Genomic DNA, 17,960 nt, shown 5'->3' on the forward strand with positions numbered 1-17,960 from the left:
CGATGCTCAGCGACGCCAGGTCAAGATGCAACCGGTACAGGACGCCCGCCCCGGCATCCAGCGCCAGCCGCAACAACATCTTGATCGGTGTGACGTGCGAGACCACTAGGACTGTGGCGCCCTCGTACCCGGCGATGATCCGGTCACGCCCGCGACGAACCCGCAGCAGCACGTCGTCGAAACTCTCCCCACCTGGGGGCGTGGCGCTGGTGTCACGCAGCCAGCGCCGGTGCAGCTCGGGGTCGCGTTCGGCAGCCTCCGCGAAAGTCATTCCCTCCCAGGCGCCGAAGTCGGTCTCGACGAGGTCGTCGTCGACGCTCACCTCCAGACCCAGGGCCCGGGCCGCCGTCGTCGCCGTGTCATAGGCCCGCTGCAACGGCGAGGACACCACCGCCGCGATCCCGCCGCGCTGCGCGAGATAGCGGGCGGCCAGCCCGGCCTGCCGCCATCCCACTTCGTTCAGCGCCGGGTTGCCCCGTCCCGAATAGCGGCGCTGCACCGACAGCTCGGTCTGCCCATGCCGCAACAACAGCAGCCGGGTGGCCGCACCGCGTCGGCCCGTCCATCCGGGAGCTGTCGGGGACTCGGTCGCCAGCTTGTGCGGCGGGTCGGCAACAGCCACCACCGGCACGGTCCTGTTGTCCCCACGGCGATCGGTGCGAACCGCGGCATCCATCGCTTCGTTGGCCAACCGATCGGCATACGCATTCCGCGACCGCGGCACCCACCCGTAGCTGATCCGGCGGAAGTGCCGTGCCAGCGCCTGAGCCTGCGCATGCAGTTCCACCAGGTCCGGGTGCTTGACCTTCCAGCGCCCGCACATCTGCTCCACCACCAGCTTGGAGTCCATCAGGACCGTTGCCTCGGTGGCGCCCAGCTTCACCGCGTCGTCCAGGCCGGCGATCAACCCGCGGTATTCGGCGACGTTGTTGGTGGCCCGGCCGATCGCCTGCTTGGACTCCGCCAGCACGGTCGAGCGGTCCGTGGTCCACACCACCGCGCCGTAACCGGCCGGCCCGGGGTTGCCCCGCGACCCGCCGTCGGCTTCGATGATGACTTTCACTGCTCAAAACCCTTGACCCGCAATAGGATTGCACCACATTCCGGGCACCGCAACACATCGTCGTCGGCGGCCGCCGAGATCCGGGCCAGCTCGCCGCGGCCGATCTCGATCCGGCAGGCCCCACACCGATGACCCTGCAACGGTCCGGCGCCCGGCCCTCCCCCGGCCCGCTGCCGCTCATAGAGGGCAACGAGGTCGGGATTCAACGAGGCGCTGAGTTCCTCGCGTCGCGAGGAACGTTCCCGGCGGGACTGCTCGAGTTCGGCCAGCGCGGCGTCCAGGGCTTGCCGGGCGCCGTCCAGCTCGGTGTGCAACTTCTCCAAGGCCGCCGACTCGGCGACCTGCCGGGCCTGCAGTTCCTCGCGGCGCTCCATCACCTCCAGCAGCGAATCTTCCAGGCTGGCCTGACGACGTTCCAGCGTCTCCAGTTCGTGCTGCAAGTCCGACAGTTGTTTGGCGTCCGTGGCGCCGGACGTGAGCAGCGACCGGTCCCGCTCCTCGCGCTTGCGCACCGCATCGATTTCTGCCTCGAATCGCGACACCTGGGTGTCCAAGTCCTCCATGGCGATTCGCACGGCGGCCAGCCGGTCACCGGCGGCGTTGTGCTCGATCTGCATCCGCTCGTAGGCCTCTCGCTGGGGCAGATGCGTGGACCGATGCGCGATCCGCGACAGCTCGGCATCCAGCTTCGCCAGTTCCAATAGCGAACGTTGCTGCGCCGCTTCGGCTTTCATGTCCCGTCTCCAGGTCTTGTTGCCATATTCCACGGATCGGTGCGGATGGTGGACACCCGCACCGGCAGCGACGCACCGAAATGGGACCGCAGCACGCCGGCGGCTTGGTCGCACCACGGGAATTCGCTGGCCCAGTGTGCGAGGTCGATCAGGGCCACGGGTGAGGACCGGCAGTGCTCGTCGGCGGGGTGGTGCCGCAGATCGGCGGTGACATAGGCCTGCACCTGCGCCCCGGCCGCGGCGCCCAGCAACGAGTCCCCGGCGCCGCCGCAGACGGCCACCCGCGAAACCGGCAGGGCGGGATCACCGGCGGCACGCACTCCCCAGGACGTCGCGGGCAGCGCCGCGCAGACCCGGGAGACGAAGTCGCGCAGCGGTTCCGGCCGGGGCAGTATGCCGATCCGCCCCAACCCGACACCGGCCGGCGGCGGCACCAGGGCGAAGATGTCGAATGCTGGTTCCTCGTAGGGGTGCGCGGCCCGCATCGCCGCCAGCACCGCGGCCCGCGCCCGCGCGGGTGCGACCACCTCCACCCGATCCTCGGCCACCTGTTCGACGGTGCCGACGACGCCGATTGCGGGCGATGCCCCCTCCAGCGCGAGGAACTGTCCGGTACCGGTAACGCTCCAGCTGCAGTGCGAGTAGTCACCGATGTGTCCGGCACCGGCGTCAAATACCGCCGCCCGCACCACATCCGCGGACTCCCGCGGCACGTAGATGACCCACTTGTCCTGATCGGCCGCACCGGGCAACGGGTCGAGCACCCCTTCGACGGTCAGGCCCAGCGCCTGCGCCAGCGCGTCGGAGACCCCCGGCGACACCGAGTCGGCATTGGTGTGCGCGGTGAACAGCGACTTGCCCGACCGGATCAAGCGGTGCACGAGCGCACCCTTGGGCGTATCGGCAGCCACGGTATCGACCCCGCGCAACAGCAACGGATGATGGGCCAGCAGCAGGCCCCCGTCGGGAACTTCGTCGACGACCGCCGCCGTCGCGTCCACCGCGACGGTCACCGAATTCACCACGTCGGCCGGATCGCCACAGACCAGGCCGACCGAATCCCACGACTCGGCGAGCCGCGGCGGATACGCCTGGTCCAGCACCTCGATGACGTCAGCCAACCGCACACTCATCGGTCCCTCCCGCCGTGCCCGCAACCGATGGCCGCAACCAGCCGCGGCCACTCCGCGCGCACGGCCGCGCGCAGATACCGGTCGCCCAGGCCGACGAACGTATCGCAGCGACGCACCGCAATTCGCTTGTGGTGCAAGTCATTTCGGACTCTCTCGGCATCCGGCATGCCGAACAACACAAACGGTGCGCAACCGTTGACCACCGTGGCACCCACCGATGTCAGGCCGGCCACCATCGCCGCGCGCAGGGCCGCCAGCCGCTGGGCGCCGGCGGCGGCCTCGGCCACCGCTTCGGGCGCACAGCACGCCGCGATGGCCGCCAGTTGCAGCGTGCCCACCGGCCAGTGCGCGCGCCGCGCGGTCAGGCGGGCCAGCACCTCCGGCGCGCCGAGGGCATAACCCACCCGCAACCCGGCCAGCGACCACGTCTTGGTCAGGCTGCGCAGCACCAGCACATCAGCCAGGCAGTCGCCGGCCAGCGACTCCGGCTCCCCGGGAACCGAATCCGCGAACGCTTCGTCGACGACCAGGATTCGCCCCGGCCGCCGCAACGCCAGCAACTGCTCGCGGGTGTGCAACACCGAGGTCGGATTGGTCGGGTTGCCCACCACCACGAGGTCGGCCGCCTCGGGCACCGCCACACCGGCCAGGCCGAACGGCGGCTCGAGGACAACGTGGTCCACCGGGATTCCGGCGGCGCTCAGCGCCACCGCCGGCTCGGTGAACGAGGGCGCGATGATCGCCGCGCGCGCCGGAGCCAGGTTGGGCAACAACGCGAAGCCCTCCGCCGCCCCGGCCAGGGGCAGCACTTCGTCGCGGGTTCGGCCGTGCCGTGCGGCTACCGCCTGTCGCGCCCGGCGCACCTCGTCCGCGCTGGGATAGCGGGCCAGATCAGCCAGCCGGGCCGCCAGAACGTCGACAAGCCACTGCGGCGGTCGGGTGTCACGGACATTGACCGCGAAATCCAGCATGTCGGGCGCCACGGCCTGATCACCGTGATAACGCGCCGCGGCGAGGCAAATCGACGCGCTGTGATCCAGATCCGCCACCAGTGAAACACTAGTGCGCCGGTGGACTACCCAGGCATCCGGCGTGGCCGGGGTTTGCGGCGGCCTCGTCCGCCGACTGGCGCTAACGCCGGTCGGTGCCGGACACCCCGCCGCATCACCGACAATGGAAGGCGTGACAGGTTCGATCGCGACCGATTCGCCCGACTGCGGCGCCGCCCGCCGCCCTCCCACCGTCTCCGACGGGTCGCCGCAGCTGGTGATCTTCGATCTCGACGGGACCCTGACCGATTCGGCACACGGGATCGTGGCGAGCTTTCGCCATGCGCTCGACCACATCGGCGCCGCCGTTCCCGAGGGCGACCTGGCCGCATGGATCGTCGGCCCGCCAATGGACGACACCTTCCGGGCGATGGAGCTCGGCGATCGTGTCGACGACGCGATCGCGGCTTTCCGGGCCGAGTACGGCGCCCGCGGCTGGGCGATGAACACCGTGTTCGACGGGATAGCGCCGCTGCTGGGCGATCTGCGCGCCGCCGGAGTCCGGCTGGCGGTGGCCACGTGCAAGCTCGAGCCAACGGCGCGGCGCATCCTTGCGCACTTCGGGCTGGAGCAACATTTCGAGGTCATCGCCGGAGCCAGTGGTGACGGCTCCCGGAGCAGCAAGACCGAGGTGCTGGGCCACGCGCTCGCCCAGCTGCGGCCGCTGCCCGAGCGGGTCCTCATGGTCGGCGACCGCAACCATGACGTCGAGGGTGCGGCAGCGCACGGCATCGACACTGTGGTGGTCGGCTGGGGGTACGGGCAGGACGATTTCGGCAGTGACGCGGCCGACGCCACCGACGCCACCCTCGTCAGGCACGCCCGCACCATCGACGAGCTGCGGGAGGCGCTGGGTGTCTGATCCGCCAACCTTGCACGTCACCTTCGTGTGCACCGGCAACATCTGCCGTTCGCCGATGGCCGAGAAGATGTTCGCCCACCAACTCAGGGAGCGCGGCTTGGGAGATGCCGTGCGGGTGACCAGCGCCGGCACCGGCGACTGGCATATCGGCAACGGGGTCGACGAGCGGGCCCGCCGGGTGCTGCGCGCCCACGGCTACCCCACCGAGCACCGCGCCGCGCAGATCGATGCCGGGCATCTGGCGGCAGACCTGGTGATTGCCTTGGGCCGCAACCACGCTCGGCTACTGCGCCAGCTCGGTGTCGAGGATGCGAAGCTGCGCATGCTGCGCTCGTTCGACCCCCGTTCGAGCGCCCACGCCCTCGACGTCGACGATCCGTATTACGGCGGGCATGACGAATTCGAGCAAGTTTTCGCCGTCATCGAGGCCGCGCTGCCCGGCCTGCATGACTGGGTGGACGAGCAGCTGGCGCAGAACGGATCCCCGTGATTCCCAGACGGATCCCCAGCCCGGCCTTCCTGCTGCGGCCGGGATGGATAGCGCTGGCCCTGGTGGTGATCGCGTTCACCTACCTGTGCTTCACGGTGCTGGCCCCGTGGCAGCTGGGAAAGAACACCAAGACCTCCCGGGAGAACCGCCAAATCGACTACTCCCTGCACACACCTCCGGTACCATTGAAAACTATTCTGCCGCAACAGGATTCATCGGCCCCCGGTGCGCAGTGGCGCAGGGTGACGGCGACCGGGCACTACCTGCCGGACGCGCAGGTGGTGGCCCGGCTGCGGGTGGTCGACGGCGAGCAGGCGTTCGAGGTGCTGGCGCCATTCGCGGTCGACGACGGGCCGACCGTGCTGGTCGACCGCGGTTACGTGCGGCCCGAGCCCGGCTCACACGTACCGCCGATCCCGCGCCCGCCGGAGCAGACCGTGACCATCACGGCGCGACTGCGCGATTCCGAACCGACGGCTATGGGCAAGGAGCCGTTCACCAGAGACGGTTTCCCGCAGGTGTATTCGATCAGTACGGCACAGGTGTCGACGTTGACCGGGGTTCCGCTGGCCGGGTCCTATCTGCAGTTGGTCGAGGACCAGCCCGGCGGACTGGGCCTGATCGGGATACCGCATCTGGATGCCGGACCGTTTCTGTCCTACGGCATCCAGTGGATTACCTTCGGCATCCTGGCGCCGATCGGACTGGGTTATTTCGCCTACGCCGAGCTGCGGGCCCGCCGCCGCGAGCGACACGAGCCCCCGCCGGCGGAGGAGCCGATGACGGTCGAGGAGAAACTCGCCGACCGCTACGGCCGCCGCCGGTAGAGCATCAACCCAACGCCCACCGCCGCCCCGGCCTGCACCGCCCGCGACAGCAGCACGGCCCGGCGCAGATCGGCGACCGTGGGCTGACGGCCGTCGCCGAGGGTGGGCCGGATCTGCAGCCCGTGGCGGTACCGGGTGGGCCCGCCGAGCCGCACGCCCAGCGCCCCGGCGAACGCCGCCTCTACGACGCCGGCGTTGGGGCTGGGATGGCGCGCGGCGTCGCGACGCCAGGCCCGGAGGGCGCCCAACGGTGATCCGCCGGCCAGCGGTGCGCACAGCACCACCAGCATCGCGGTCACGCGCGCCCCGGCGTAGTTGGCTACATCATCCAATCGTGCTGCGGCCCAACCGAATCGGAGATACCTTGGCGAGCGGTAGCCGATCATCGAATCCAGCGTGTTGACCGCGCGGTATCCCAGCACCGCAGGCGTGCCGCCGATCGCCGCCCACAGCAGCGGCGCCACCTGGGCATCGGAGGTGTTCTCGGCCACCGACTCCAGCGACGCGCGGGTCAAGCCGGGCAGGTCCAGATCGGCAGGATCGCGCCCACACAACGACGGCAGCAGCCGTCGCGCCGCCTCGACGTCGCCGCACTCCAGCAGCTCGGCCATCGCCCGGCCGGTGCGAGCCAACGACATCCCACCCAGTGACACCCAGGTGGCCGTCGCCGTGGCCGCAACGGACCGCAGCCTGCCCGGACCCCGCTGCAGCACCGCGCCCAGCAGGCACACGGCACCGACCAATGCCCCGACGTACGTCATCCCGGCGAGCTTGCTGTCGCGATAGCTGGTCTGCTCCAGCTTTGCGGCCAGCTGCCCGAACACCGCGACCGGATGACCCCGCTTCGGGTCGCCCAGCGCGAGGTCGGCCAGGTAACCCACCAGGACGCCGGCGATCCGGGCCTGCCGCGTCGACGCAACCACCCCGGCAGCGTCTCATACGTCCGCTTCGTGGCGGCCGGGGCGGCTTAGACGATCAGCACGATGGCCAGCAGCACGATCACCACCACAACCAGCGCGGCCAAAACCCACCAAAGCAGCGGAGCATGCTTTGAGCTGCGCCCGGGGCGCGTCACTTGGGGACTCGTCGACGGGGCGACACCCCACTTGCCTTTCGGTGACAGGTTGGGCGGGTCAGGAGGCGGAGGTGAAGGTTGACTGCTCACCTGTGCACGGGTGCCCACTTATGACCGGACCAACCTGTGCGCCGGGTAACAATCGTCACCCGAGGGCTACATCACCAAGACGGCGATCAGCGCAAGGACAATGACCAGCTGTGCCGCCAGCATCCACCACACCTCCCGGGCATGGCCGTACCAACCCGGCTCGACCGGCAGTTTAGGCAGGCCAGCCGCCGCAGCATCGATATCGCGGGGTGACGGTTCGATCGTCATGCCGGGAATGTGCCCATTTTTAGCCGGGCCAACCTCCGGGCCGGTGAGAGTCTCGTCGCATACCGCCGTATCAGACCGGCTGCGCGCTACGCGCCGCCCAGACGAAACTACGCATCTCGGGTAGCTCCGCGGACAGCCGTTCGGCCACCAGACGGCCGGTCGTGTCGGCCTCGGCCACCGAGGTCGCCGGATCAAGCCAGCCCTCCACCTCCACACGCAGCGTGCGCCCGGTCCAACGGGCGCGAGCGTGAGCGTGGCTGACCCCCGGTGTGGCGGCGGCGACCGCCTCCGCGGTGGCGATGACAGCTGGATCCACCCCGTCGAGCAACCGGTGGCCGATGTCTGAGGTCACCTCCCAACCGACATGGCAGATGAATCCCGTCACCACGATGCCGGCAACGCCGTCGGCCCATCCCCAGCCCGCGGCGACCCCGCACAAACCCAGCAGCGCGCCCGCCGACGACAGCGCGTCCAGCCAGGAATGCTTGGCGTCGGCGATCATGGTCGACGACTGAATTCGGCGGCCGACGACCAGCTTGTAGCGCGCCACCAGCTGATTGCCGGCGATGCCGACCGCCGCCGCGGCGATGCCCCAGCCCACATGCTGGGTGGTCCCGTGCCGCAGCAGCTTGTCCACACTTTCGACTCCGGCAACCGCGGCGCTGGCCCAGATCACCAACGCCACCCCGATGCCGGCGAGATCCTCGGCCCGCTCCAGCCCATAGGGATAGCGCTGGCTCGCCGCCTTCCGCGAGCTCCGAAATCCGACGAACACCACCAGACTCGTCGAGACATCGGACAGATTGTGCAGGGCGTCGCCGAGCAACGCCACCGACCCCGACACCATGGCGATCGCCAGTTCGATCAGACCCGTCAGCGCCAAACCGGCAGCGCTCAGCGCGACAGCACGATTGGCCCGGCGCCGCTCCGCCCGGTCGTCGAACCGGTTCGCCAGAGGGAACCCGGCTGCCGGATCGCGCAGACCATTGATCACATGCATGCCCAATAGCGTGCCACTTGGTGCTCGGCGCGCCGAGGGTGAGGCGGAACGTCAGCGCACCGTCGCGAAAAACCTACGGACGTCCTCGACGAACAGATCGGGTTGTTCGAATGCGGCGAAGTGCCCGCCGCGCGGCATGGTCGTCCAGTGGGTGATGTGGTAGTTCGGCTCACACCAGCGCCGCGACGCCCGCAGGATCTCCTTGGGGAAAGACGCGACACCGGTGGGTATTTCGACGCGGCCGCTCGGACGGAAGCTCTTCATGCTTTCCCAGTACAACCGGGCCGAGGATGCCGCGGTGCCGGTCACCCAGTACATCATCACGTTGTCCAGCAGCTCGTCGCGGCTCAGCACGTTTTCGGGGTTGCCGTCGCAGTCCATCCATGCCCAGAACTTCTCGACGATCCAGGCAAGTTGTCCCACCGGGGAATCGACCAGGCCATAGCCCAGGGTCTGGGGCCGGGTTGCTTGCTGCTTGGAATAGCCGGTGCCCCACTTGCGGTGGTGGTCCAGGTCCTGCAGCGCCTGCCGTTCGTCGTCGGTGGGCTCGTCGGCGGTGGGCCAGGCGATCGGCATGTTCAGGTGGATGGCCACGCAGTGGCCTTCGGAAAGGCCGGCGTTGCGGCCGATCTGGGTGGTGACGGCCGCTCCCCAGTCGCCGCCCTGGGCGCCGTAGCGCCGGTAGCCGAGACGTTGCAGGAGCGTCTCCCAGGCCTGCGCGATTTTCTCGACCCCCCAGCCGGTGCGGCTCGGCTTGCCGGAGAAGCCGTAGCCGGGAAGCGACGGGCAGACGACATGGAAGGCGTCGTCGGCGCGTCCGCCGTGGGCGGTGGGATTGGTCAGCGGCTCGATCACCTTGTGGAACTCCACGATCGAACCCGGCCAGCCATGCGTGATCAGCAACGGGAAGGCGTCGTCATGCGGCGACCGGTGATGGATGAAATGGATATCCAGCCCGTCGATTTCGGTGATGAATTGGTCGAAGCGGTTCAGCGCCGCTTCGCGTGTCCGCCAGTCGTAGTCGTTGGCCCAGTAGGCGGCCAGGTCGCGGGTGTAAGCCAGCGGAATGCCCTGGCTCCAGTCGTCCACACACTCGGCGTCGGGCCAGCGGGTGCGCGCCAGACGGGACTGCAGATCATCCAGGACGTCGTCGGAGACGTCGATGCGAAACGGCCTCACGCCGCAAGACTATTTCTTGTTGGCTTCTTTGATCAGTGTGCTGATCTGCTCGAGCAGCTCGCGCATGTCGGCGCGCATCGCGTCCACCGCGGCATACAGGTCCGCCTTGGTCGCCGGCTGCTGGTCCGATGACAGCGGCCGCACCGGCGGTCTCGACTTCTGCCGTCCCGCACCGTCGCTCTGAGAACCAGATAGCTCACCCACGTCCACGACCTTGCCATACCCGCTCGTCACCGACAACGCGGCGGGTATGACGCCGCGCTCGCGCAGCAGGGGGGCGCGGACGGGATCAAGCCGCCGACCGCTGGTGGGTAAAGCCGACCCTGGCGGGCAGCGCCAGCACCACCGGCAGCAGCACCACCATCGCAGCGTCGCGGGCGAATCTCACCAGCGCCCGCACCAGTCCGACCCCGGTCAGGCAAATGTGTACGCCAACGGGAAATAAAACCTACAGTACGAAATCTATGCGTTTCCGCAGCTCACAAGAGTGATTCTGTACCGTACTTCCTGATCGATGCGCCGTACGAATTCAGAGCAACCTTCACGGCCAGTCTTTACGACGCGAACTGCCCAACCTTCACCGTGAGGGTGAGCGGATTCTTCTCGAAGTAGGTCGGTATTGCTGGGCTTGAACACCCGTCAAGCTACTTGCTGCGAGCCTTCCTGATGTTGCCGTCGCCGGCCGTCTCGTACATGTCGAAATTGCGCTCGGCGGTCAGTTCGATGAGGTCGTCGAACACAACTCCGAGGGCGACCGGTGCTTGCGGGCTATTAACTTCGTGGCAGATGACCGACGGCGCGAATGGGTTGGAGTCCACCAGCAGCACGTACAGCCGTTCGAATTGCTCGTCGCGGTCAGCTGGGTCGGCGCGTCCGGTGAACAACCGAAACCTAGGGAAAACGTTCTCGAAGGTGCTGTTGCGACGCGGTGTGTGATCGCTAGCCGCGCCGATGTCGAAGAAGAAGAACCCGGCCACCACCGCGAACGGGAACCGGCGATGCAACGTGGTGGACTCGAACAGCAGGTCGCCGCGCCGGTTGGTGAGGTTCTTCTGGAAATGCCCACCGACGCTATCGCGGAACATGATCGTCTTGACCGAGCAGGCCAGCATCAGGCCAGATTCCTCGGTGGCCCAGGTGACATCGACCTTCTTGGCTCCGAGGCCACCAGCGAGCCGCCGCTCCGCGCCTGACAGACCGATCTCCCCCGGACCGGCGGGCCGGGCTCCATCCATGCCGCGCGCCCGTAACTCTTGAGCGACGGCTAGCGCGAGGGCGGCGCTGATCTTGTTGCCCCACGGATTCTTCTGCCCCTGCGGAGCGTCGTCGGGCGGCTTTGGTCCAGCGGCCTTGATCGCGCCGATAAGAAGGTCATCAATTCGCGCCACGGCGACCCCTCGCGGCCCGGCGGGCGGTAAGTTCCGCGTGGGCTTCGCGCAGCACTCTGACCTGCGTGCGCGCTATGCCCAGCTCCCCGACCAGCAGAACGTCATCGACCAGCTTCGAGGCCGCGAGGAGCTTGCCGCCGCGCAGCAGCGCGGCCACCTGCGGGCGGATGTTCGTCAGGCGGTCGGCGGCGGCTTCGACCAGCGCCGCCGGAGGCACTGGCAGCCTGTCGGCTTCGCGGGGCTCCAGCTTGAGCATCCCGCCGCCATATGCGCGGCCCACGGTCTCAGCACCCACGAGGGTCATCGACGTCAACGACGCCAGCGGAAGCAGCGCCTTACCGAGCTTTTGGAGCTTCGGCGTGAGATAGACACCGTGCACTGAATTCAGGTGCGCGGCTTTGGCGGCATTGGTTGTCACCCGAGCGGTGTCGGCGTTCATGTACGTCAGCAGCAGGTCAGCCGGAGCCAGGCTCGGCACCCGCCACCACGGCTTGCGCACGCGGCACTTGTAGGCCGTGTGGACACCAGCGGCCTCGCCGGCGGCGATGTAAGCCCGCGCCGCCGGAGACGGCTCACCCGGCGGGCGGAACAGCCAGGTGGCGGAGCCGTTTCGGCCTAGCTCGTTGAGTGCGGCTGCCCCGAACGCCAGCCCGCGCAGATGGCGGCTGCCAGGCGGCGACAGCCGCAAGATGTCGGTTGGTTCAAGGCCGAGGTCCGCCACTCGCGCAGGCGATAGCGCGAAGTATTTGTTGTTGCCGGTGACCATGCCCAGCGTCGTGTCCCCCCAGCTTTCGAGCACGGTGAAGCACCCACTGGACAGCAGGCCCATGTAGGTGTTGAGCGCGTCGGCGGACAGCAGCGAAGGCGTCCACTTCTCCTCGGGCCGGGTTGGCGTCCAGGTACGCCCGGCGGCAATCGTCGGCAGTTCGGCGGCGTTGCGCGCCTGATAGATGGATGCGTGGTCGGTCGGCCCCTCCTGGTAACCGTCTGCCAGGAGCAGCAGCACCTCCTCTTGGGCGTCGGGGAACACCCGCTCCGTGAATAGCACCAGATCGACGCGGGCGAACGTGGCCAGCAGGAACCGGCGCACCTCGGCGGCGTAGTTGACGCTCAGCAATTCCGCCGGCAGGACCAGGCCCATGCGTCCGCCGGGCCGCAGGAACAGAGCCGAGTGCACCGCGAACGCGGCCCAGCTGGATGCCAGGTTAGTCAGGCCGACGCCCGCGCGCAGCGCCGCCGCGCGTGACCGCGCCCTCGCCGTACCGGAGAACTCCTGATACCGGATGTAGGGCGGGTTGCCAATCACAACGTCATACGAGCCGGTCGGGGCGACGCAAAAGAAGTCGTTGACCATCACGTGCGCCTCGACTCCGGCGTTCCGCAGCAGCTTCCGCGCCGCGCGGGCGGAGGCGTCATGCAGTTCGACACCATCGAGGGCGGCGTACTGATCGGCTCCGCCGGGGGTGTGCAGCGCTGCCAGCCGCTCCACCGCAGCCAGAAGGAACGACGCCTCGCCGCATGAGGGTTCGATGATGCGGTCCGACGTGCTGCGCACGGCCCATTCAGTGATGTAGCGCGCGACGGCCTCTGGGGTGAAGAACGCGCCCCGAGCCTTGCGAAGCGTCGCCGTGTCGGCCCCCAGCACCATGCCGAAAATCTTGCCTTGCCGGGCCGACAATCCGGCGGAGGAACCCGAGAAAGGAGGGGAAGTGTCGGGCGCGTGATCGGTGCGGCGGGACGGTAAGCCGCTTAGTCGTCGGCCAAATAGCGGTACAGCGTGGCCCGGCTGATGCCGAGCGTGGCGGCGATGATCGGCACCTACTCGCCGCTGTCGCGCATCCGGCGGGCAGCCGCGGACTTATCGGCGCCGAGCTTCTTCGGCCTGCCGATGAACATGTCGCGGGCCTTGCGGGCCCCCCGCGACGCCGCCCGGCGGGCGACAGCGGCGGGCCGTCGTTGTCGTTGACCACCGCGACGAGAATCTTGTCGTCGGGACTCAAAGACGACGAAAGGTTCAAGAACGCGCTGTCGTCCTGCCGCCACATTGCCATCACGGTGGCAGCAAGCAGGGTAAATCATGGCTGCAAGAAAACGGGCTGGCCCTTGTCTACCTGGCGTTTTCGTTGGTGGGCGCGGACGGTATCGAACCGCCGACCGCTGGTGTGTAAAACCAGAGCTCTACCACTGAGCTACGCGCCCTTGAATCCCGGGGGTCCGCAGCAGGCTACCCGCCCGCGGCCCACCCGCCCAAACCTTCAGGCTTGCAAAGCCGCCAGCGCATCCGTCCACAACCGCTGATCACGGGCCTCGCCGGGCTGTTTCATCTCGGCGAACCGGATGATCCCTGTCCGGTCCACCACGAACGTCCCACGGTTGGAGACGCCGGCCTGGTCGTTGAACACGCCGTAGGCCTGGCTGACCCCACCGTGCGGCCAGAAATCGGACAGCACCGGAAAGGTGAATCCGCTCTGCGTCGCCCAAATCTTGTGCGTCGGCGGTGGACCCACCGAAATGGCAAGTGCCGCACTGTCATCGTTCTCGAACTCAGGCAGGTGGTCACGCAGTTGGTCCAGCTCGCCCTGACAGATCCCGGTGAAGGCCAGCGGGAAGAACACCAGCAGCACATTCTTCGCGCCAGGGAGCCTTCGGTAGTCGCTGAGAGTGACGGGTTGTTGATTCTGGTCGCGCAGCGTGAAGTCCGGGGCGGTGGCCCCGACGTCGAGCATCAGCGCTTCCCGGCCCGTGACTTCGGCTGGACCAGCCGGCTGGCGCTCCAGTCCCCGAGGTTGACCGACGACGTCGGCATCAACCCGGCGGTGGGCGCCGCCTCGGCGATGTCGGCGGGCAGCACATGGCCGGGCCGGCCGGTCTTGGGCGTCAGCACCCAGATCACGCCGTCCTCGGCGAGCGGGCTGATGGCGTCCATCAGGGTGTCCACCAGATCTCCGTCGCCGTAGCGCCACCACAGCAACACGACGTCCACGACCTCGTCGGTGTCTTCATCCAGCAGCTCGCTGCCGCAGGCTTCCTCGACCGCCGCGCGGATGTCGTCGTCGGCATCTTCGTCCCAGCCCCACTCCTGGACGACTTGGTCTCGTTGGATGCCCAGTTTGCGAGCGTAGCTCGGGGCGTGATCCGCCGCGACCACCGTGGAACCTCCCTTTGTTCAGCCACACGACGCGTGATGGCACTATCGTCGCACAAACGCCATCGAGCCAATAACGCCGCCTCAATAGGAGGCCATGCACATTTTCAGCGCCTTGGTCTTGGTGTCGTTGAGCTGATCGACTCGCCGGTTGAATTCGCCGGTCGGTGCATGGGTGCCGATGGCGTTCGCCACCGCCAGCGCCGCATCGGCATAGGCGTTGAACGCGTCGCGCATCTCCCTGGACAGCGCGTCGCTGAGACTGCCCGTCACCGATGAGGCGCTGTTGTTGAGCGCTTCGATGGCCGGGCCCTCGGTCGGCCCGGTGCTGCGGCCGGCATTGAACGCCGACACAAAGGCATTCACCTTGTCGATGGCGTCCTTGCTGGTGGTTGCCAAGGTCTCGCAGGAGCTGCGGATCGCCTTGGTCGTCAGCGACTGCTGGCGCTGGGATTCGCGGATACTCGACGTCGCCGACGAGGCCGACAGCGACACCGAGACCGACGACCGGTAGGCCGGAGCGACCTTGGTGTCGGGAGTCGCGGTGCCCTCGGTGACGCTGGTACACCCCACGATCGCCATCAGCAGCACCGCAATGCAACCGCAGACCTGGGCGACTCGCCTGGCACTCAGACTCGCCACCACCCCCGCGTGCCGGCCAGCGGCGGCACGCCATCCGATGAGCACGGCTAGTGACGTTACCGGGTGGGGGCGTCAATTGTCCGCGACGCTCCGTCTCCGGCCGGTGCCGATGCCGCCGGCGGCCAGGGTCCCGCAGCCTCGATCGGGCGGCGGCTATCCGCCCGCGACGTCGGTGCGGCACGATAGGGGGACGGACCACCTACGCGTCCCAAGCAGCACACCCGCCGACTCCAGGAGTAGCGCGTGACCACCGAGTTCGCCCGCCACGATTTGGCCAAAACCCCAAGCAGCGCAAGCGAACCCGACCGCGTTCGGGTTATCCGCGAAGGCGTGGCGTCCTATCTGCCCGACATCGACCCCGAAGAGACCTCGGAATGGCTGGAGTCCTTCGACGAGATGCTGGAGCGCTCCGGCCCGGCGCGGGCGCGCTACCTGATGCTGCGGCTACTGGAACGCGCCGGCGAACAACGGGTGGCCATCCCGGCACTGACGTCGACGGACTACGTCAACACCATCCCGACCGAGCTGGAGCCGTGGTTCCCCGGCGACGAGGACGTCGAACGCCGCTACCGGACCTGGATCAGATGGAACGCGGCAATCATGGTGCACCGTGCGCAACGGCCCGGGGTGGGCGTGGGTGGTCATATCTCGACTTACGCGTCGTCCGCGGCGCTCTACGAGGTCGGTTTCAACCACTTCTTCCGCGGCAAGTCGCATCCCGGCGGCGGTGATCAGATCTTCATCCAGGGCCACGCCTCTCCCGGGATCTACGCGCGCGCGTTCCTGGAAGGACGACTCAGCGCAGACCAGCTCGATGGCTTCCGCCAGGAGCACAGCCATCCCGGCGGCGGGTTGCCTTCCTACCCGCACCCGCGGCTGATGCCCGACTTCTGGGAATTCCCTACCGTCTCGATGGGCCTGGGCCCGCTCAACGCCATCTACCAGGCGCGGTTCAACCACTACCTGCACGACCGCGGCCTCAAGGACACCTCCGACCAGCACGTGTGGTGCTTTCTGGGCGACGGCGAGATGGATGAGCCCGAAAGCCGCGGGCTGGCACATATCGGGGCGCTGGAAGGCCTGGACAACCTGACCTTCGTGATCAACTGCAACCTGCAGCGCCTCGACGGCCCGGTGCGCGGCAACGGCAAGATCATCCAGGAGCTGGAGTCGTTCTTCCGCGGAGCCGGCTGGAACGTGATCAAGGTGGTGTGGGGCCGTGAATGGGATGCCCTGCTGCACGCCGACAAGGACGGCGCGCTGGTCAACCTGATGAACGTCACCCCCGATGGCGATTACCAGACCTATAAGGCCAACGACGGCGCCTATGTGCGCGACCACTTCTTCGGCCGCGACCCGCGCACCAAGGCGCTGGTAGCAAACATGACCGATTCCGAGATTTGGAACCTCAAGCGCGGCGGCCACGACTACCGCAAGGTCTACGCCGCCTACAAGGCTGCCGTCGACCACAAGGGACAGCCGACGGTGATCCTGGCCAAGACCATCAAGGGCTATTCGCTGGGCGCGCACTTCCAGGGCCGCAACGCCACCCACCAGATGAAAAAGCTTGCGCTGGAAGATCTCAAGTACTTCCGGGACGCCATGCGGATCCCGGTCAGCGACGCCCAGCTCGACGAAGATCCCTACCTGCCGCCGTATTACCACCCGGGCCCGGACGCCCCGGAGATCCGGTACATGCTCGACCGGCGCCGCACCCTCGGCGGCTTCGTGCCCGAACGCCGGACCAAGACCAAGGCACTGAAGCTTCCCGGCCGCAATATCTATGCCGCACTGAAGAAGGGATCCGGAAACCAAGAGGTCGCCACCACCATGGCCACGGTGCGCACCTTCAAAGAAGTGTTGCGGGACAAAGAGGTTGGCCCGCGAATCGTCCCGATCATTCCGGACGAGGCCCGCACCTTCGGGATGGACTCCTGGTTCCCGTCGTTGAAGATCTACAACCGTCTCGGCCAGCTCTACACCGCCGTCGACGCCGAACTGATGCTGGCCTACCGGGAAAGCGAAGTCGGCCACATCCTGCACGAGGGCATCAACGAAGCCGGGGCGGTGGGCTCGTTCATCGCGGCCGGCACGTCGTATGCGACCCACAACGAGCCGATGATCCCGGTCTATATCTTCTATTCGATGTTCGGTTTCCAGCGCACCGGCGACGGTTTGTGGGCCGCTGGCGACCAGATGGCGCGCGGGTTCCTGCTGGGCGCCACCGCGGGCCGCACCACGCTGACGGGCGAAGGCCTGCAACACGCCGACGGCCACTCGCTGCTGCTGGCCGCCACGAACCCGGCGGTGGTCTCCTACGACCCGGCGTTCGCCTACGAGATCGCCTACATCGTGGAAAGCGGACTGGCGCGCATGTTCGGGGAGAACCCGGAGAACGTGTTCTTCTACATCACGGTCTACAACGAGCCCTACGTGCAGCCGCCCGAGCCGGAGAACTTCGATCCCGAGGGCGTGCTGCGGGGTATCTACCGGTACCACGCGGCCACCGAGCAACGCTCCAGCAAGGCGCAGATCCTGGCGTCGGGCGTGTCGATGCCCGACGCGCTGCGGGCGGCCGAGTTGCTGGCCACCGAGTGGGACGTGGCCGCCGATGTGTGGTCGGTCACCAGTTGGAGTGAGCTGAACCGCGACGGGGTGTCCGTCGAGAAGCAACGGCTGCGCAACCCCGGCCAGCCGGCGGGTGAGGCGTACGTGACCAAGGCGCTGTCCGATGCCGCCGGCCCGGTGGTGGCGGTGTCGGACTGGATGCGTGCGGTCCCCGAACAGATCCGCCCCTGGGTGCCCGGCACCTACGTGACGCTGGGAACCGACGGGTTCGGCTTCTCCGACACCCGTCCCGCGGCGCGGCGCTACTTCAACACCGACGCCGAGTCGACGGTCGTCGCCGTGCTGGAGGCGTTGGCCCGCGACGGTGAAATCGACCCGTCGGTGGCGGTGGCCGCCGCCCGTCAGTACCAGATCGACAATGTGCAGGCGGCAGCGAAGCAGGATGCCGACGCCGGCACGGCGACCTAGCGGATTCAGCGCGCGAGCT

At 68.0% G+C, this 17,960-nt stretch carries 19 protein-coding genes and 1 tRNA gene; 5 read left to right on the plus strand and 15 right to left on the minus strand.

Features of this window, described 5'->3' with window-relative positions:
- The 4 genes from B4U45_RS03240 to cobC all read right to left on the minus strand — a co-directional run.
- Positions 1-1,063: bifunctional RNase H/acid phosphatase (locus B4U45_RS03240; protein ID WP_219859315.1), on the minus strand; the 1,063-nt coding region annotated here is incomplete at its 3' end.
- Complete coding sequence (locus tag B4U45_RS03245) at positions 1,060-1,797, minus strand: zinc ribbon domain-containing protein (protein WP_075545266.1); 738 nt, start codon at positions 1,795-1,797, stop codon at positions 1,060-1,062. The genes B4U45_RS03240 and B4U45_RS03245, both read right to left, overlap by 4 nt.
- Positions 1,794-2,930 (minus strand): Nif3-like dinuclear metal center hexameric protein, encoded by a 1,137-nt coding sequence (locus B4U45_RS03250; protein ID WP_075545267.1) that lies wholly within the window; start codon positions 2,928-2,930, stop codon positions 1,794-1,796. Before B4U45_RS03250 ends, B4U45_RS03245 begins: the two co-directional genes overlap by 4 nt.
- Positions 2,927-3,979 (minus strand): Rv2231c family histidinol phosphate aminotransferase CobC, encoded by a 1,053-nt coding sequence (gene cobC / locus B4U45_RS03255; RefSeq protein ID WP_083154193.1) that lies wholly within the window; start codon positions 3,977-3,979, stop codon positions 2,927-2,929. Before cobC ends, B4U45_RS03250 begins: the two co-directional genes overlap by 4 nt.
- A gap of 217 nt (positions 3,980-4,196) precedes the next feature.
- Between cobC and B4U45_RS03260 the strand changes: the two genes are divergently transcribed.
- Genes B4U45_RS03260 through B4U45_RS03270 form a run of 3 tightly spaced genes read left to right on the plus strand, consistent with a single transcriptional unit; the run spans position 4,197 to position 6,158 of the window.
- Entirely contained in the window at positions 4,197-4,841 is a 645-nt protein-coding gene (locus B4U45_RS03260) for an HAD hydrolase-like protein (protein WP_075545303.1), read from the plus strand.
- Positions 4,834-5,331 carry a low molecular weight protein-tyrosine-phosphatase gene (locus tag B4U45_RS03265; protein ID WP_075545268.1) on the plus strand — a complete coding sequence of 166 codons (498 nt, stop codon included), beginning with the start codon at positions 4,834-4,836 and terminating at the stop codon, positions 5,329-5,331. The genes B4U45_RS03260 and B4U45_RS03265 overlap by 8 nt, the downstream gene beginning before the upstream one ends.
- Positions 5,332-5,342: 11 nt before the next feature.
- Complete coding sequence (locus tag B4U45_RS03270) at positions 5,343-6,158, plus strand: SURF1 family cytochrome oxidase biogenesis protein (RefSeq protein WP_116671194.1); 816 nt, start codon at positions 5,343-5,345, stop codon at positions 6,156-6,158.
- On the opposite strand, the gene B4U45_RS03275 is transcribed toward B4U45_RS03270, so the two are convergent.
- The 7 genes from B4U45_RS03275 to B4U45_RS03305 form a co-directional block, all read right to left on the minus strand.
- Positions 6,140-7,081 (minus strand): cobalamin biosynthesis protein, encoded by a 942-nt coding sequence (locus B4U45_RS03275; RefSeq protein ID WP_083154191.1) that lies wholly within the window; start codon positions 7,079-7,081, stop codon positions 6,140-6,142. The genes B4U45_RS03270 and B4U45_RS03275 overlap by 19 nt on opposite strands.
- 308 nt (positions 7,082-7,389) lie before the next feature.
- A complete protein-coding gene (locus tag B4U45_RS03280) occupies positions 7,390-7,551 on the minus strand; it encodes a hypothetical protein (protein ID WP_158006290.1) in 162 nt (53 codons plus the stop codon).
- A 70-nt stretch (positions 7,552-7,621) separates the two neighbouring features.
- Entirely contained in the window at positions 7,622-8,551 is a 930-nt protein-coding gene (locus B4U45_RS03285; RefSeq protein ID WP_075545270.1) for a cation diffusion facilitator family transporter, read from the minus strand.
- A 51-nt stretch (positions 8,552-8,602) separates the two neighbouring features.
- Positions 8,603-9,730: an epoxide hydrolase family protein gene (locus B4U45_RS03290; protein WP_075545271.1), complete on the minus strand. Its 1,128-nt coding sequence runs from the start codon at positions 9,728-9,730 to the stop codon at positions 8,603-8,605.
- 9 nt (positions 9,731-9,739) lie between these two features.
- Positions 9,740-9,940, minus strand: a complete 201-nt coding sequence (locus B4U45_RS03295; protein WP_023365061.1) for a hypothetical protein — start codon at positions 9,938-9,940, stop codon at positions 9,740-9,742.
- Positions 9,941-10,374: 434 nt separating this feature from the next.
- On the minus strand, positions 10,375-11,118 hold the full coding sequence (locus B4U45_RS03300) for a hypothetical protein (RefSeq protein ID WP_198929503.1): 744 nt from the start codon (positions 11,116-11,118) through the stop codon (positions 10,375-10,377).
- The gene (locus tag B4U45_RS03305; RefSeq protein ID WP_259641784.1) at positions 11,105-12,796 is read right to left on the minus strand and encodes an HsdM family class I SAM-dependent methyltransferase; all 1,692 of its coding nucleotides are present in this window, start codon (positions 12,794-12,796) and stop codon (positions 11,105-11,107) included. Before B4U45_RS03305 ends, B4U45_RS03300 begins: the two co-directional genes overlap by 14 nt.
- Before the next feature lie 99 nt (positions 12,797-12,895).
- Here B4U45_RS03305 and B4U45_RS28865 point away from each other — a divergent pair, with 99 nt between their 5' ends.
- Positions 12,896-13,084 (plus strand): hypothetical protein, encoded by a 189-nt coding sequence (locus B4U45_RS28865; protein WP_075545272.1) that lies wholly within the window; start codon positions 12,896-12,898, stop codon positions 13,082-13,084.
- 158 nt (positions 13,085-13,242) lie between these two features.
- On the opposite strand, the gene B4U45_RS03315 is transcribed toward B4U45_RS28865, so the two are convergent.
- From B4U45_RS03315 to B4U45_RS03330, 4 genes are all read right to left on the minus strand, one after another.
- A tRNA-Val gene (locus tag B4U45_RS03315) sits at positions 13,243-13,317 on the minus strand.
- Positions 13,318-13,373: 56 nt separating this feature from the next.
- Entirely contained in the window at positions 13,374-13,844 is a 471-nt protein-coding gene (locus tag B4U45_RS03320; RefSeq protein WP_075545273.1) for a peroxiredoxin, read from the minus strand.
- Positions 13,844-14,266: a DUF3052 domain-containing protein gene (locus B4U45_RS03325; protein WP_075545274.1), complete on the minus strand. Its 423-nt coding sequence runs from the start codon at positions 14,264-14,266 to the stop codon at positions 13,844-13,846. The genes B4U45_RS03320 and B4U45_RS03325 overlap by 1 nt, the downstream gene beginning before the upstream one ends.
- Before the next feature lie 81 nt (positions 14,267-14,347).
- A complete protein-coding gene (locus B4U45_RS03330) occupies positions 14,348-14,950 on the minus strand; it encodes a hypothetical protein (protein WP_089025258.1) in 603 nt (200 codons plus the stop codon).
- A gap of 198 nt (positions 14,951-15,148) precedes the next feature.
- Here B4U45_RS03330 and aceE point away from each other — a divergent pair, with 198 nt between their 5' ends.
- Positions 15,149-17,941, plus strand: coding sequence for a pyruvate dehydrogenase (acetyl-transferring), homodimeric type (gene aceE, locus B4U45_RS03335; RefSeq protein ID WP_075545275.1), 2,793 nt, complete (start codon positions 15,149-15,151; stop codon positions 17,939-17,941).
- The last annotated feature ends 19 nt before the right edge of the window (positions 17,942-17,960 follow it).

This window comes from Mycobacterium persicum (genome assembly GCF_002086915.1).
In the GTDB taxonomy this organism is placed as follows: domain Bacteria; phylum Actinomycetota; class Actinomycetes; order Mycobacteriales; family Mycobacteriaceae; genus Mycobacterium; species Mycobacterium persicum.

Bases quoted from the DNA above. Each gene is read 5' to 3' on its own strand.
- B4U45_RS03245 (WP_075545266.1), bottom strand. From the start codon at position 1,797: ATGAAAGCCGAAGCGGCGCAGCAACGTTCGCTATTGGAACTGGCGAAG.
- B4U45_RS03250 (WP_075545267.1), bottom strand. From the start codon at position 2,930: ATGAGTGTGCGGTTGGCTGACGTCATCGAGGTGCTGGACCAGGCGTAT.
- B4U45_RS03280 (WP_158006290.1), bottom strand. From the start codon at position 7,551: ATGACGATCGAACCGTCACCCCGCGATATCGATGCTGCGGCGGCTGGC.
- B4U45_RS03285 (WP_075545270.1), bottom strand. From the start codon at position 8,551: ATGCATGTGATCAATGGTCTGCGCGATCCGGCAGCCGGGTTCCCTCTG.
- B4U45_RS03320 (WP_075545273.1), bottom strand. From the start codon at position 13,844: ATGCTCGACGTCGGGGCCACCGCCCCGGACTTCACGCTGCGCGACCAG.